Annotated in this window: 8 protein-coding genes; 7 read left to right on the top strand and 1 reads right to left on the bottom strand. The window is 68.0% G+C overall.

Features of this window, described 5'->3' with window-relative positions; genetic code table 11:
- Nucleotides 1–7: 7 nt before the first annotated feature.
- The 6 genes from ASC94_RS12320 to rlmD all read left to right on the top strand — a co-directional run bounded on the left by ASC94_RS12320 (nucleotide 8) and on the right by rlmD (nucleotide 7,260).
- Complete coding sequence (locus ASC94_RS12320) at nucleotides 8–1,978, top strand: KGGVGR-motif variant AAA ATPase (RefSeq protein ID WP_056394852.1); 1,971 nt, start codon at nucleotides 8–10, stop codon at nucleotides 1,976–1,978.
- Between the two features lie 98 nt (nucleotides 1,979–2,076).
- Nucleotides 2,077–2,814 (top strand): 5'/3'-nucleotidase SurE, encoded by a 738-nt coding sequence (surE, locus tag ASC94_RS12325; RefSeq protein ID WP_056394854.1) that lies wholly within the window; start codon nucleotides 2,077–2,079, stop codon nucleotides 2,812–2,814.
- Nucleotides 2,811–3,728, top strand: coding sequence for a protein-L-isoaspartate(D-aspartate) O-methyltransferase (locus ASC94_RS12330; RefSeq protein WP_056394856.1), 918 nt, complete (start codon nucleotides 2,811–2,813; stop codon nucleotides 3,726–3,728). Before surE ends, ASC94_RS12330 begins: the two co-directional genes overlap by 4 nt.
- 32 nt (nucleotides 3,729–3,760) lie before the next feature.
- Nucleotides 3,761–4,723, top strand: a complete 963-nt coding sequence (locus tag ASC94_RS12335; RefSeq protein ID WP_056394858.1) for a peptidoglycan DD-metalloendopeptidase family protein — start codon at nucleotides 3,761–3,763, stop codon at nucleotides 4,721–4,723.
- A 6-nt stretch (nucleotides 4,724–4,729) separates the two neighbouring features.
- Nucleotides 4,730–5,749: an RNA polymerase sigma factor RpoS gene (rpoS, locus tag ASC94_RS12340; RefSeq protein ID WP_056394860.1), complete on the top strand. Its 1,020-nt coding sequence runs from the start codon at nucleotides 4,730–4,732 to the stop codon at nucleotides 5,747–5,749.
- A 77-nt stretch (nucleotides 5,750–5,826) separates the two neighbouring features.
- A complete protein-coding gene (gene rlmD / locus ASC94_RS12345; RefSeq protein WP_082616436.1) occupies nucleotides 5,827–7,260 on the top strand; it encodes a 23S rRNA (uracil(1939)-C(5))-methyltransferase RlmD in 1,434 nt (477 codons plus the stop codon).
- Nucleotides 7,261–7,342: 82 nt separating this feature from the next.
- Here the strand turns inward: rlmD and ASC94_RS12350 are convergent, their stop codons facing one another.
- Entirely contained in the window at nucleotides 7,343–10,033 is a 2,691-nt protein-coding gene (locus tag ASC94_RS12350) for a TonB-dependent siderophore receptor (protein WP_056394862.1), read from the bottom strand.
- A 167-nt stretch (nucleotides 10,034–10,200) separates the two neighbouring features.
- Here ASC94_RS12350 and ASC94_RS12355 point away from each other — a divergent pair, with 167 nt between their 5' ends.
- Nucleotides 10,201–15,972 carry an MG2 domain-containing protein gene (locus ASC94_RS12355; protein ID WP_056394864.1) on the top strand — a complete coding sequence of 1,924 codons (5,772 nt, stop codon included), beginning with the start codon at nucleotides 10,201–10,203 and terminating at the stop codon, nucleotides 15,970–15,972.
- Nucleotide 15,973 lies beyond the last annotated feature (1 nt).

Genomic DNA, 15,973 nt, shown 5'->3' on the forward strand with positions numbered 1-15,973 from the left:
GTGAACCATGGAACTCCCGCACCTGCTGCCGCCGCTGGCCACGCCCGGCGAAGTCATTACCTTCCACTCGCACAAGGGCGGCGCCGGCCGCAGCATGGCGGTGGCCAATCTTGCCACCCTGCTGGCCGGACGCTGCCAGGCCACGGTGCCGGTGCTGATGGTGGACTGGGACCTCGAAGCGCCCGGCTTGCACCAGTATTTCGCGCAGGCGCCGGACGGGCCGGGCCTGCTGGACCTGTTTACCGCCTGCCGCGAGCTGCTGCAGCGCCGCAGCCGCCGCAGTGCCGTGCTGGACGCTGCGGCCCAGGCCCGGCAGGTGCTCGATGCGGTCGGCTGGGAGCGCTACGTGGTGCGGGTGGACCAGAGCCGCCCGCTGTACCTGATGCGCGCCGGCCGGCTCGACGCCGGCTATGCCGAGCGGGTGGCCGCGTTTAACTGGGAAGCGCTGTTCCACTTGTGCCCGGCGCTGTTCCGCTGCTTTGGCGAGATGCTGGCGCGCCAGTTCCGCCATGTGCTGGTGGATGCGCGCAGCGGGCGCACCGACAGCAGCGGCATCTGCACCACCTTGCTGCCCACCCGGCTGGTGCTGCTGTTCGAAGCCAACCGCCAGAGTTTGGAAGGCTTGCAGGCGCTGGTGCAGCGCGTGACCACCTACCGCCGCAGCCACGAGGACGAGCAGCGGCCGCTGCTGGTCTATCCCTTGCCCACCCGTACCGACATGGAATGCAGCGCGCAGCGCGCCCTGTGCCGGCGCGGCGACCCGGCCAGCGGCCTGCCGGGCTACCAGCCCGTGTTCGAGCAGGCGCTGCGCGAAGCCTACGGCTTGCAGCAGCTGTCGCTGGAAAGCTATTTCGACGAGGTGCAGCTGCCGCAGTCGCGCAACCTGGCGCGCGGCGAGCGGCTGGCGGTGCGCGGCGAGCCGCTGGCCGACCGCTTTTCCGTCACGCGCTCCTACGAAGCGCTGCTGGGCTGGCTGGCAGGCGGCCATCCGCCCTGGCAGTCGCGGCGCGAAATCCCGCTGCTGGCGGCGGTGGCGCAGTCGCGCGCTGCGGTGGCGGCCGGCAGCGCCTACAGCATGATGCTGGCGCGCGACCTGGTCCGGCTGGGTCTGCTGTACGCGGACGAGGGCCGCTGCGCCGCCGCCGTGCTGGCCTTCCGCGAGAGCCTGGAGCTGCACGTGAAGGTGGTGGGCGAGGAACACCTGGAAACCGCGGCCGTGAAGGCGCAGCTGGCGCGCACGCTGTTGCAGGAGGGCGAGCTGGACCAGGCACGCATGCTGCTGCGCTGCGTGGTCGAGACGCGCACGCGGCTGCAGGGAGCCGAGCATCCGGACGTGCTGGAAGCCTGTTCGGCCCAGGCCGGCGCGCTGGCGCGGCAAGGCTATGTCGAGGCGGCGCTGGACCGTCAGGAAGAGGTGCTGCAGATCCAGATGCGGCTGCTGGGACCGGCGCATCTGCTCACCCTGGCCAGCCTGGAGGCGCGGGCCGGCATGCATTACCTGTCCGGCGAACTGGAGCTGGCCCGGCAGGCGCAGGAGCAGGTGCTGGCAGTGCGCGCGCGGCTGCTGGGCGCCGAGCATGCGGAGACGCTGCGCGTGTCCGCAGCGCTGGGGCAGACCTTGTTGCGGATGGAGGAGGCCGGGCAGCAGGAACGCGGCGGGATGCAGGGCGCGCCCTATGCCGTGCCGGCCATGCCGGCGGTGGCGGCGGTGGCCGCAGGGGCGGCGGGGGCGGGCGGGCTGGCCGCCGGCGCGCGCCATCCCGCGCACGCGGGCGGCCAGCTGGGTCCGCTCGGGCCGCTGGTGCAGCCGGGCGGGGCGGGCCAGCGCAACGCCCAGGAGCAGCCCGGCCACTACGCGGTGCCGGTGCCCGGTGTCGAGCAGGAGGTGCAAGCGTATTACGAGGAACCCTACGCGCTGCAGCGTGCCGACGCGCCGCGCGAGCAGCAGCCCGAAATATCGCCGGAGCCGCGCGCCTAGCGATCGGGCACAGCGGCCGTCGCCGCCGGCCACTAAATTTGGCCGGGGCGGCCGCCGCCATGTGCTAGCGGGCCATTGCTTCGGGTAAAATCCCAGCCATGCGTATCCTAATTAGTAATGACGATGGCTATCTGGCGCCCGGCATCAACGCCCTGGCGGATGCGCTCGCGCCCATAGCCGACATCGTGGTGGTGGCGCCCGAAGGCAACCGCTCCGGCGCGTCCAATTCCTTGTCGCTGGACCGGCCGCTATCGGTGCAGAAGGCGGCCAACGGTTTCTATTTTGTCAATGGTACGCCCACCGATTGCGTCCACATCGCCCTCACCGGCATGCTGGCCGACAAGCCCGACCTGGTGGTGTCCGGAATTAACAACGGCCCCAATATGGGCGACGACACCCTGTATTCCGGCACCGTGGCGGCCGCCACCGAGGGCTATCTGTTCGGTGTGCCCGCCATCGCGTTCTCGCAGGGCGCCTACGGCTGGGAGCACATCGACGACGCTGCCAAGGTGGCGCGCGACATCGTGCAGCGCTACGCGGACCTGCTGGCCACACCTTATTTGCTGAACGTCAACATTCCCAATCTGCCTTACGCGGCCATGGGCAAGCTGACGGCCACCCGGCTGGGCCGGCGCCATCAGGCCGAGCCGGTGATCCGCTCGCAAGACCCGCGCGGCCGTGAAATTTTCTGGATCGGCCCGCCCGGCGCCTGCAAGGACGCCGGCGAGGGCACCGATTTCCACGCGGTGGCGCACGGCCAGGTGTCGCTGACGCCGCTGCAGGTGGATCTGACGCACCGTACCCAACTCGAGACGCTGGCAAAGGGCCTGGCATGACCGACAAACACCGCACCTTCCCGCTGCCGCTGTCGTCCGTGGTGGACAAAGCGCAGAAAAAGCAGACTGTGTTCTCGCCCGTGGCCACGCCGCAGACGGCCACGCAGAATGCCGCCCGCAACGCCGCACTGGGCGGCACGCATCCGGGCGTGCGGGTGGGGGCGGCGCCGGGCACGGCGGTGCGGCCCGGCAGCGCGCCGACGGCCATGCCGTCGCGCTCGCACACCTATGCCATGGAGCGCGCGCAGGCCGCGCCGGCCGCCGCGCCGCGCCAGAATCCGCTGGTGTCGGACGCGGTGCGGCGCGCCATGGTGGCGCGCGTAGCCAGGCAGGGCGTGAAGGACCCGGTGGTGCTGGGCGCGCTGGAAGCGGTGCCGCGCCATCTGTTCATGGACGAGGCGCTGGCCTCGCAAGCCTATATCGACGCCTCGCTGCCGATCGGCCACCACCAGACCATTTCCCAGCCCTACATCGTGGCGCGCATGATCGAGGTGATGCGCAACGGCGGCCAGCTCAAGCGCGTGCTGGAAATCGGCACCGGCTGCGGCTACCAGGCGGCGGTGCTGTCCTGCCTGGCGCAGGAGGTGTTTTCCATCGAGCGCATCAAGCCGCTGCACGAGCTGGCCAAGGCCAATTTGCGGCCCCTGCGGCTAGCGAATCTACGCTTGCATTACGGAGATGGTATGCTAGGGCTGCCTCAGGCGGCCCCGTTCGACGGCATTATCCTGGCCGCCGCCGGCCTGGAAGTGCCGCAAGCGCTGCTTGAACAGCTCGCCATCGGCGGCCGCCTGGTCGCCCCGGTGGGCGCCCGCGCCCAGCACCTGGAGCTGGTGACGCGGCTGGGCAAGGCCGAATGGACCAGCCAGACGCTGGAAGACTGCCATTTCGTGCCCCTGCGCCCCGGAACCGTGTAAGGTCCGGCTGAAGAAGACAAACTAAGATGAGTATGACGAATAAGAGTTCCCTGTTACTGCTGAGCATTACCTTGTGCGTGCTGAGCGCCTGTACCACCGTGCCGAACCAGGCGCCCGTGATCGACCGTACCACCCCGGTGGTCACGCCGCACCCCGCGCGGCCGCCGTCGCCCAGCGAAGACGCGCAAAAAGAGCGCGAAGAGCGCGGCCTGTACACTGTGAAAAAGGGCGACACCCTGATCCGCATCGCGCTGGAGCATGGCCAGAACTACCGCGACCTGGTGACCTGGAACAATCTGGCCAACCCCAACGACATCAAGGTCGACCAGGTGCTGCGCGTGCAGCCGCCCGAATCGGTGGGCGGCGTGCAGACAGTGGCCGTGCCGCAGCCGGGCACCACCGAAGTCAAGCCGGAGCCGGTGCCCAAGAAGACCGGCCCGCGCGGCGAGAAGAAACCGTGGAGCGAGGCCGCGCTGGCCGAACTGCAGCGCGGCGACGAGGGCAGCGCCGTGGCGGCCGCAGGCAAGCTGGCGCCGGCGCGCAGCGAGCGTCCCGCAGCGGCGGCGCCCGCTGCAGCGGCTGCCACGGCGGCTGCCGCGCCCGGCGTGCAACTGAGCGCGGAAGACCGTGAGCTGAGCTGGGCCTGGCCGTCCGAAGGCCGCGTCATCGCCACCTTCGACGAAGGCAAGAACAAGGGCATCGACATCGCGGGGAAGGCCGGGCAACAAGTGCTGGCCGCCGGCGCAGGAAAAGTGATGTATGCCGGTAGCGGCATCCGTGGATATGGTAATCTCGTTATTGTGAAGCACAGTAATAGCCTGCTGTCGGCCTACGCGCACAACCGCACCATCCTGGTGAAGGAGGGGCAGAGCGTGAACAAGGGCCAGATGATTGCAGAAATGGGGGATTCGGACACGGACGCCGTCAAGCTGCACTTTGAAATCAGGCAGCAGGGCAAGCCGGTCGATCCATCGAAGTTCTTGCCTAACCGCTAGCTACCCATGACACACTCGCCGCACGACCGCCTGGATGACGATGCCCTGCCGGACGATTTTCCGGACGAGCAAATCGACGATGCAGCCGTGGAAAGTGATGGCGATGCGGCCGACGGCGACGCCGCCGCGCCGGAAGTGGGCGCGGTGCTGGAGAGCGTCGACGAACTGAAAAAGGTGCTGGCCGCCGAGCTGTCCACCGACACCACCCAGCACTACCTGAACCAGATCGGCACCCGGCCGCTGCTCACCGCGCCGCAGGAGGTGCACTACGCCACCCTGGCCAAGGCAGGCGACTTCTCGGCCCGCCAGACCATGATCGAGCACAACCTGCGGCTGGTGGTGTCCATCGCCAAGCACTACATCAACCGCGGCGTGGTCCTGCTCGACATGATCGAGGAGGGCAACATCGGCCTGATGCGCGCCATCGACAAGTTCGAGCCCGAGCGCGGCTTCCGCTTCTCCACCTACGCCACCTGGTGGATACGCCAGAGCATCGAGCGCGCCATCATGAACCAGGCGCGCACGGTGCGCCTGCCGGTGCACATGGTGCGGGAACTGAACCAGATCCTGCGCGGCAAATACCACCTGGAAGCGCAGCACCACAACGGCAAGGACGCCACCGCCGAGGACATCGCGGAACTGGTGGGGCGGCCGGTGGAGGAGGTGCAGGACATCCTGGCCCTGTCCGAGCACGCCACCTCGCTCGACGCGCCGCTCGACAACGATCCGCAATCCTCGCTGATGGACATGCTGCCCGGCGACAGCGAGGACGCGCCGGACGCGCGCGCCGAACACCACGAAATGACGGTGCTGGTGCGCGACTGGCTCACCAAGCTGCCGGACAAGCAGCGCATCGTCATCATGCGCCGCTTCGGGCTGGACAACGACGATCCGGCCACCCTGGAAACGCTGGCCGAGGAGATGGGCGTCACGCGCGAGCGGGTGCGCCAGATCCAGCAGGAAGCGCTGGTCAAGCTGAAACGCGCCATGGCCGCGCGCGGCGTGGTGCGCGACTCGCTGCTCTGATATCATAACGCCCTTCCGACAGGCTGCCGGCCACGTGCCCGGCGGCCTTGTTTCGCTTCCCCATCATCTTGAACGTTATGCAAGACACTATCATCGACATCAAATCGCTCGACATGGACGCCCGTGGCGTCGGCCACATTGAAAACGAAGACGGTACGCCGGGCAAGGTGGTATTCGTGGAAGGCGCGCTGCCGGGCGAGCGCGTGACCTTCGAGACGTTCAAGAAAAAGAAGAACTGGGAAGCGGCTCACCTGGTCGAGATCCGCAAGGAATCGTCCATGCGCGTCAAGCCCAAGTGCGTGCACTTCGACTATTGCGGCGGCTGCTCCATGCAGCACCTGGAGCCGGGCGCGCAGGTGGCCATCAAGCAGCGCACGCTGGAGGACAACCTGTGGCACCTGTCCAAGGTCAAGGCCGGCAACGTGATGCGCCCGATGTACGGCCCCACCTGGGGCTACCGCTACCGCGCGCGCCTGTCGGTGCGCTTCGTGGCCAAGAAGGGCACCGTGCTGGTGGGCTTCCACGAGAAGAAGTCCTCCTATGTGGCCGACATCCAGAGCTGCCAGATCCTGCCGCCGCACGTGTCGGACATGATGCTGCCGCTGCGCGCGCTGATCGGCTCCCTGAGCATCTTCGACAAGGTGCCGCAGATCGAACTGGCCATCGGCGAAGACCTCACCGTGCTGGTGCTGCGCAATATGGAGCCGCTCACCGCCGGCGACGAAACCAAAGTGAAGGCCTTTGCCGACCAGTACAACATCCAGTGGTGGCTGCAGCCGAAAGGCCCGGACACCGCTTATCCCTTCTACCCGCTGGACAAGCAGCTGCATTACCTGCTGCCCGAGTTCAACGTGCGCATGCCGTTCAAGCCGGTCGACTTCACCCAGGTGAACCACCACATCAACCGCGTGCTGGTGTCCAAGGCGCTGCGCCTGCTGGAAGTGCAGCCGCAGGACCGCGTGGCCGACCTGTTCTGCGGCCTGGGTAACTTCACCTTGCCGCTGGCCACGCAGGCGCGCGAAGTGGTGGGCATCGAAGGCAGCACCGCGCTCACCGAGCGCGCGCTGTCGAACGCGGTGGTGAACGGCGTGTCGCAAAAGACCAGCTTCATGACGCGTAACCTGTTCGAAGTGAGCAAGGAAGACCTGATCGCGCTGGGCAAGTTCGACCGCATGCTGATCGACCCGCCGCGCGACGGCGCGCTGGCCCTGTCGCTGGCGCTGGCTGAACTGAAGAAGACCAATCCGGAGCTGCTGCCCAAGCGCATCGTCTACGTCTCGTGCAGCCCGTCCACCCTGGCGCGCGACGCCGGCGTGCTGGTGCACCTGTGCGGCTACGTGCTGAACAAGGCCGGCGTGGTGAACATGTTCCCCCACACCTCGCACGTGGAATCGATGGCCGTGTTCGACCTGGACATCGACGCCCTGGTGACCCAGCTGGCCGACGGCCGCGACATGCCGGCCGCCGTGGAGCCCGAGGGCGCCGTCAACCCCCTCGGCGCCGCCGCGTAAGCCATTCGCTCGCGTGCGGGGCGAGAACCGTAGGGCGGGTTAGCGGGCACCGCGTAACCCGCCGGCGCCGCCCGGGTCCGCATCAGGACCCGAAGTGGTAATTCAGCTCCACCCAGCCCGCCCGTCCCGCCGGGCTATAGCTGCCCACCGGGTAGTTCGGCCAGCCGCCCGTCGTATCGTGCTTGATCTTGTCCAGCACATTGTTGACGATCACCGACAGCGTGGTGCGCTTGTTCAGGCGGTAGACAGTGCTGAAGTTCACCAGCGCGGTAGGCGTCAGATAGGCTTCCTGCGCGCCGTTGGGCAGCTTGCCGTAGCGGTTCACCGACACCGTATTGGTCCACTCCGCAATGCTCCACGCCAGGCTGGCGTTCAACTTGTCCGGCCAGTCCGTATTGTCCCGCGAGTGCAGCTCGTCCTGCACCTCATCCCCCGCGAACTGCTTGTAGCGCTTGGTGAGCGTCTTCGCGTAGCTGCCGCGCAGCACGAAGTCGCCGAAGCGCGTGCCGCGCAGCGCGTAGCGCGCGGTCAGGTCGAAGCCGCTGGTGCTCTGGTGCGCCGCATTGATCGGGTTGACCGTGATCTCCCTGATCTCGCCCGGCTTGTTCAGCGCCGTCAGCGGATAGCGCTTGATGCGGTTGATGGTGTCCACGCAGCTGGGCGAGTTGATGTCCGCGCCGCCCAGGCGGCACGCCGCCTCGTCGCGCAGCAGCTTGCCGGCGCTCAGATTGGTCACCAGGTCGTCGATCTTCACGTTCCAGTAATCGGCCGACGCATCGAAGCTGGCGCTGGGCGACCACACCAGGCCCACGCCCCATGATTTGCCCTTCTCGGAACTGAGGTCCTTGCTGCCCAGCTGCACGTAGTCCGCGCCCGGCGACACGTTGGCATAGTCGCAGGTCTCGATCGTCTGGCCGGCCTGCGCGCAGCGGTAGTAGTCGGTGGTGGACGAGTAGTAGCCGGTGCCGCGCGACTTGTAGATATAGTTCATGTCCGGCGCGCGGAAGCTGGTGGCGTAATTGCCGCGCACCAGGAGCTCGCTGGCAGGGCGTATTTCCAGGCCGCCGTTGTAGGTGAACTTGCCCTCGTTGCGGCCGGCGAAGGTGTAGCGGTCGTAGCGGCCGGCCAGCGTGGACGTGACCTGCTTGAGCAGCGGGATGCTCGCCTCGGCGCCCAGCGCGTAGCGCGTGCGCGTGCCGCCGTTCGGGTCCGAGCGGGTGGCGGTGTTGAACACGCCCGCGTTGATGCCTGCGTCCGGCGTATTCGTGTAGCCCTGCCGGCCCGCCTCGGCCACGGTGGCGATCTTGAGCGCGCCGGCCGGCAGCTGCAGCAGCTCGCCGTTAGTGGTGAAGCTCAGCGTGTTGGTCCACGATTCGTCGTCGCTGTGCGAGCTGCCAACGATGCTGTCGAATTCCGCCGGCGTCAGGCGCCTGGCCAGGCGGGCGGGGTCGGGCGCGTAAATCGGCACGCCGGCTGCGTCCGTGCCCAGCTTGGGGCCGAGGAAGAAGCTGTCGATGTTCGCCAACGTGCGCGGCACGTGGTTCTTGCTCTGGTAGAGCGAGGCGTTGTAGGCGGCTTCGTAATCCCACTGCGTGCCGGGCAGGCGGCCTTTCAGGCCCAGCGTGGCGGCGACAGCCGTGTCTTCCCAGGTGCGGTTGAAGCGCGCCGCGCCGCCGTACTCCTCGGGCGCGATGAACTTGCTCCAGGCCTCGTAGGCGCCGGTGTTCTTGTTGGCGAAGTAGGACACCCCGGTGGAGTTGGCGGTCCACGACGGACCGCGCGTGTTGTTCTCGCTCTCGTTACGGCCCAGCAGCACGTCGGCGAACAGCGTGGTGTCGTCCGACAGCGCGTAGGTGGCGCCGCCGAAGGCGTTCTTGCTGACGTTCTTGGTCTGCACCGTCCAGTGGGTCGGGCCCACTTTCGGGCTGGCGCAGTAGCTGCCTTTCTTCACGGTGTACTTGACGGTGCTGCCGTCGAACAGGTCGCCCAGCGCGGCGCAGGCGTCGCCCAGGCTGAGGTAGTTGCCGGTCTTGACGTCCTTGCGCGCCAGGACCGTGGACGGCGTGCCGCCCTTGCTGGCCATGAAGTCGCGCTGGCTGCTCCAGAGCGGATCGCGCTCGCTCAGCTCCAGGCTGAACACCGTATTGAGCTTCCCGCCGCCGCTGCCGCCGCTGAACTGCACGCGCCTGTCGCCGCCGCCGCCGCGCTCCGTGGTACCGGCTTTCAGGTTGACGTCGAAGCCCTCGCTTTGCTTTTTCAGCACCACGTTGATCACGCCCGCGATCGCGTCCGAGCCGTAGATGGCGGACGCGCCGCCGTTCAGGATCTCGATGCGCTCGACGATGGAAGAGGGGATGTTGGCCAGGTTGGTGAAGTTCACCGTGCCTTCGTAGGCGATGGGGAAGTCCGCCAGGCGGCGGCCGTTGAGCAGCACCAGCGTGTGGTTGGGGCCGAGGCCGCGCAGGCTGAGCGCGTTGGCGGACGGCGTGAAGGTGTTGCCGAAGTCGGCGCCTTGCACGAAGCCGCTGTTCTGCACCTGGTTGCTCAGGGCATCGAACACGTTCTTGTAGCCTTGCCGCGTGATGTCCTCGCCGGTGATGACGGTGACGGCGGAGGGTCCTTCCAGGCTGGCGCGCGGGATACGCGAGCCAGTCACGATCACGGCGGCCGGTTCAGCCGCTGTGGTTTGCGCGTTCGCCTGCCAGGACGTACTGCACAGCGCTGCCAGCAGGCAGGCTGTCAGCGGTTTCAATTTGCATGGGGTAGTGGTCATTGAGTTCTCTTTTTTTGAAAGAGTTGGCACCATAGCAAGCACAGCCTCATGCCGGGAACGAATAGATTCACGCTTTCATATGCGTTTTATGTCAGATGGCCTGAAGGGAGATTGACAATTATTGTTCTATTTGCAACACTGGCATCTGTGTCCACCCGGGAGTCTCTATGCGTGCCTTGTCGACCTTTGCGGTACTTTGCCTGCTGCCTTTTGCGGCCCACGCGCAGACGGCAGTGGAAGCGTTTTCGCCGCAGGATGCGGTCAAGGGCGTGCGCCAGGTGAAGGTGCGTTTCAGTGCGCAGATGGTGCCGTTTGGCGACCTGCGCCTGGCCGACCCCTTCGATGCAGATTGCGGCGGCGACCAGGCGGCGGCAGGCAAGGGCCGCTGGGTCGACGGCCGCAACTGGGTGTACGACTTCGAGCGCGACCTGCCGGCCGGCGTGGCATGCCGCTTCACGCTCAAGTCCGGGCTGGCGGACGTCGCGGGCAAGCCGCTGGCCGGCGAGCGCAGCTACAGCTTCAATACCGGCGGACCGTCCGTGGCCGCGTCCATGCCGCGCGACGGCGCCGGCTACATCGACGAGAACCAGACTTTCCTGCTCAGCCTGGACGCGGTGCCGCGCGAAGGCGACATCGCGCGGCATGCCTACTGCACGGCCGACGGCATCAACGAAAAAATTCCGGTGCGCCTGCTGGAAGGCAAGGAGCGCCAGCAGGTGCTGGACGCGCGCAAGGACTACGTCCAGCGCCACCTGCACCTGTTCTGGGCGGCGCGCGGCGTCGTATGGCACTCCGCCACGGCTGTCAAGAGCAAGCGCGCCGAGCAGATGCCGGTAAGTGTCTTGCAGTGCCAGCGCAGCCTGCCGCAGAACGCAAGGGTCACGCTGGTCTGGGGCGCCGCCATCGCTGCGCCGAACGGCATCGCCAACCAGCACGACCAGGTACTGGCCTTTAAAACTCGTCCGGATTTCACTGCCGCCTTCAGCTGCGAGCGGCCGTCGGCCAAGGGCCAGTGCATCCCGTTCCAGCCGGTGCGCGTGAACTTCAGCGCGCCGGTGCGCATAGCGGATGCGCGCGCCGTGGCGCTCACGGGGCCGGGCGGCAAGCGCTGGGCGCCGCAGTTCGCGAAAGAGGAAGCCAAGGCTGAATACGTGAGCGGCGTGACCATTCCGGGACCGTTCCCCGAGAAGGCCCGGCTGCGCCTGGTGCTGCCGGACGGGCTGAAGGATGACGCCGGCCGCAGCCTGCTGAACCAGGCGCGCTTTCCGCTGGCCGTGCAGACTGGCGACATGCCGCCGCTGGTCAAGTTCCCGGCGCGCTTCGGCATTATCGAGGCGCGCGGCGACAAACTGCTGCCGGTCACGGTGCGCAACGTGGAGGCGGGCATTGCGGCGCGCATGGCCGGTGCTGCCGGCGCCATGCTGCGCGTGGATGGCCCGCAAGGCCAGCAGGACCAGCAGGACCGGCAGGTGATCGACTGGCTACGCCGTCTCAGCGGCAAGAACCGCAACACCGGCTGGGTGCCCGGCGAGTTGTGGGGGCTGAAGGAGTCCGTGTTCGCCGAACCGAAAGGCAGGCCGCAGCCGAAGACCGAGCGCTTCACGCTGCCCAAGCCGGGCGGCGGCAAGGCATTCGAGGTGATCGGTATCCCATTGCGCAAGCCGGGCTTCTACGTGGTGGAGCTGGCCAGTCCCAAGCTCGGGCTGGCGCTGCAGGGCAAGCCTAGCCTGGCCTACGTCAGCGCGGGCGCGCTGGTCACCAATATGGTGGCGCACTTCAAGCGCGGCGCCGAGTCCTCGCTGGTGTGGGTCACCTCGCTCGACAAGGGGCAACCGGTGCCCAACGCCCAGGTGGCGGTGCGGGCCTGCACCGGCAAGCTGCTGTGGCAGGGCAGGACCGACGCCATGGGCGTGGCCAGCATCAGCGAAGAGCTGTTCCACGACGGCTGCCCCTACAACGAGGGCTACTTCGTCAGCGCCCGCAGCGGTGCCGACATGACCTTCACCCTGTCCAACTGGGCCGAAGGCATCGAGCCCTGGCGCTTCAACGTGCCCACCGAGGATCTGCGCGCCGACAAGACCATCGCCAGCACCGTGTTCGACCGCACCCTGCTGCGCGCCGGCGAAACGGTCCACATGAAGCACTTCCTGCGCCGCCGCAGCTCGGACGGCATCGCCTACGCCGCGCCGCAGGGCAAGGACGGCAAGCTGGTGATCCTGCACCAGGGCAGCGACCAGAAATATGAGCTGCCGCTGGCCTGGGCCAACGGCGGCGTGGCCGAGAGCAGCTGGACCATTCCGGCGGACGCAAAGCAGGGCACGTACCAGGTCATGTTCGACGGCCGCGTGGGCGGCAGCTTCCGCGTCGAGCAGTTCCGCGTTCCCACCATGAAGGCGCTGCTGCAGGGGCCTTCCGCGCCGGTGGTGCAGGCGGCGCAGGTGGCGCTAGACGTGCAGCTCAGCTACCTGTCCGGCGGCGGGGCGGCGGGCGCGCAGGTCAGGCTGCGCACGACGAGCCAGGCCCGCAGCGTGCACTTTGAGGAGTACGACGATTTCAGCTTCGCCGCCGGCGACGTGAAGGCCGGCAAAGTGGCTGGCGCGCCGGCCTTCGACGAGGATGAAGGGGAGTTCGAAAGCATGGAGGGCGAGGCCGGTGCGGACGGTGCGCCCCTGCCGGATGGGCCGGTGCGCACCCAAAACCTCACGCTGGACCGGGCCGGCGGCGCGCGGGTGGTGGTGGACAAGCTGCCCGCGCTGGAACAGCCGGCCACCCTGCTGGCCGAGATGTCCTACCAGGACGCCAACGGCGAAACGCTGACCTCGTCCACCGGCGTGCCGCTGTGGCCATCGGGTGTGGTCATCGGCATCAAGCCGGACAGCTGGGTGCTGAGCAAGACTGCGGTCAAGTTCCAGGTGGCCGTGCTGGACACGCAGGGCAAACCCGTGGCCGGCGCGCCGGTGGAAGTGGATTTCTTCCAGCGCCTGAGCTATTCGCACCGCCGGCGGCTGATCGGCGGCTTCTACGCCTATGAGAACAACAGCGAGATCAAGGCGCTCGGCAAGGCCTGCGAAGGCAAGACCGACGCCAAGGGCTTGCTGATCTGCGAGGTGGCGGCGCCCGAGGCGGGCAACCTGATCCTGCGTGCGCAAACGCAGGACGGCCAGCAGCGCGTGGCTGTCACCAACCGCGAAACCTGGGTGGCCGACGGCGACAACTGGTGGTTCAAGGCCAGCGACGACGACCGCATCGACCTGCTGCCCGAGCGCAAGCGTTACGAGCCGGGCGAGACCGCCACCTTCCAGCTGCGCATGCCCTTCCGCGAGGCGACCGCGCTCATCACCGTGGAGCGCGAAGGTATCCTGGACACCTATGTGCGGCCACTGTCCGGGGCCGCGCCGGTGTTCAGCATTCCGGTCAAGCCGAACTACGCGCCGAACATGTTCGTGTCGGCGCTGGTGGTGCGCGGCCGCGTGGCCGGCGTGCAGCCGACCGCGCTGGTGGACCTCGGCAAGCCGGCCTACAAGATGGGCGTGGCGCAGCTGCGCGTCGGCTGGGCCGCGCACGAGCTGAAAGTGGCGGTGAAGACCGACCGCGAGGTGTACAAGGTGCGCGAGAAGGCGCAAGTGAAGGTCAAGGTCACGCGGGCGGACGGCTCGGCAGTGCCGGCTGGCGCCGAGGTGGCGCTGGCCGCGGTCGATGTCGGTCTGCTGGAGCTGATGCCCAACGCCAGCTGGGATCTGCTGGAGGCCATGATGCAGCAGCGCGGCTTGCAGGTGGAAACCGCGACAGCGCAGATGCAGGTGGTGGGCAAGCGGCACTTCGGTCGCAAGGCGGTGCCGCACGGCGGCGGCGGCGGCAAGGGCGGTGGCCGCGAGCTGTTCGACACGCTGCTGTTCTGGAAGGCGCGGGTGAAGCTGGACGCCAACGGCGAGGCCAGCGTGCAGGTGCCGGTCAACGATTCGTTGACGGCGTTCCGCATCGTTGCCGTCGCCAGCGCCAACGCGGACTTGTTCGGCACCGGCCGCGCCGAGATCCGCAGCGCGCAGGACCTGATGCTGCTCTCCGGCCTGCCCGCCGTGGTGCGTGAAGGAGACAAATTCCGCGCCGGTTTCACGCTGCGCAATGCCAGCGCGCGCGACCTGAAGGTGGAACTGGGTGCGCAGGTGTCCGGCAAGGTCTTGCCGCGCCAGAGGGTCGCCATCGCGGCCGGCATGGCGCAGGAAGTGGGCTGGGACTACCAAGTACCGGTTGGCGTCACCGAGCTGGCGTGGGACGTGACGGCGCGGATCGACGGAACGCCCGCCGCCGGAGAGGGGGAGGGGGAGGGCGGGGCGCCTTCCGCGCCCGGCGCGGCGGGGGCCTCGTCCGATCGCCTGCGCCTGAAGCAGGCGGTCAAGGCCGCCGTGCCGGTGCGCACCCTGCAAGCGACCCTGCTGCAGCTCGACAAACCGCAATCGATGCAGGTACAGATGCCGGCCGACGCACTGCCGGGACGCGGCGGCGTGCAGACCCTGTTCGCCTCCCGCCTCGGCAGCGAACTGCCCGGCGTGCGCGACTACATGCAGGCCTATCCCTACACCTGCTTCGAGCAGAATACCTCGCGCGCCATCGCCTTGCGCGACGGCGAGCGCTGGCAGAAGCTGGCCGCCCAGCTGCCCGCCTACCTGGACAGCGACGGCCTGCTGAAGTATTTCCCCATCATGGAGCAGGGCAGCGACACGCTGACGGCCTACGTGCTGTCGGCCGTTCAGGAAGCCGGCTTCCCGATTCCGCCGGAGCTGAAAGCGCGCATGGAAGACGCGCTGCTGAACTTCGTGCAGGGCCGCATCACGCGCGGCTCGCCGCTGGCCACGGCCGATCTGGCGGTGCGCAAGCTGGCCGCGCTGGAAGCGCTGTCGCGCGTCGGCCGCGTCGGCGCCGGCGACCTGGAATCGTTCTCGCCGGAGCCCAATCTGTGGCCGACGTCGGCGGTCATCGACTGGTACCTGATCCATCAGCGGGTTGCGCAACTGCCCGAGCGCGACAAGCGGCTGGCGCAGGCGCAGCAGATCCTGCGTTCGCGCCTGAACCTTCAGGGCACCACCATGGGCTTCTCCACCGAGCGCAATGATGACTGGTGGTGGCTGATGGTGTCCGGCGACGTCAACGCCAACCGCCTGCTGCTGGCCATGACCGATAACCCCGGCTGGCAGCCCGACATCGGCCGCCTGGCGCGCGGCGCGCTGGGACGCCAGCACAAGGGGCATTGGAACACTACGGTCGCCAATGCCTGGGGCGTGCTGGCCCTGGACAAGTTCTCGGACAAGTTCGAGCGCGAGCCGGTAATGGGCAGCAGCACCGCCTCCATCGGCAACGCCAGCAAGAGCGTGGCGCTGGACGCGGCGGGCGCCAGCGGCAGCGCGCTGCTGCCCTGGCCGCGCGGCGCCTCCGAGCTCTCGCTCAGGCACGCCGGCAGCGGCAAGCCCTGGGTGACGGTGCAAAGCCTGGCGGCCGTTCCGCTCAAGGCGCCGATCACGTCCGGCTACAAGATCGTCAAGACCATCACCCCGGTGGAGCAGGCGGTGAAAGGCGCCTGGACGCGCGGCGACGTGTACCGCGTGCGCCTGGACCTCGAAGCGCAGGCCGACATGACCTGGGTGGTGGTGGACGACCCCATCCCGGCCAGCGCGTCCGTGCTGGGCACGGGCCTGGGCAAGGACTCGCAGTTGCTGACGGCCGGCGAGAAAGGCAAAGGCTGGGTATGGCCAGCTTTCCAGGAGCGCACCTTCGAGGCGTTCCGCTCGTATTACGAGTATGTGCCGAAAGGGAAATGGAGCGTCGAGTACACGGTGCGCCTGAACAATGCCGGCCAGTTCCAGCTGCCGCCCACGCGGGTGGAAGCCATGTACAGCCCGGAAGCCTTTGCCGAGCTGCCCAACGCCGCAGTGAGCGTGAAGTGAA

The sequence above is a fragment of the Massilia sp. Root418 genome (assembly GCF_001425265.1).
In the GTDB taxonomy this organism is placed as follows: Bacteria; Pseudomonadota; Gammaproteobacteria; order Burkholderiales; family Burkholderiaceae_D; genus Rugamonas.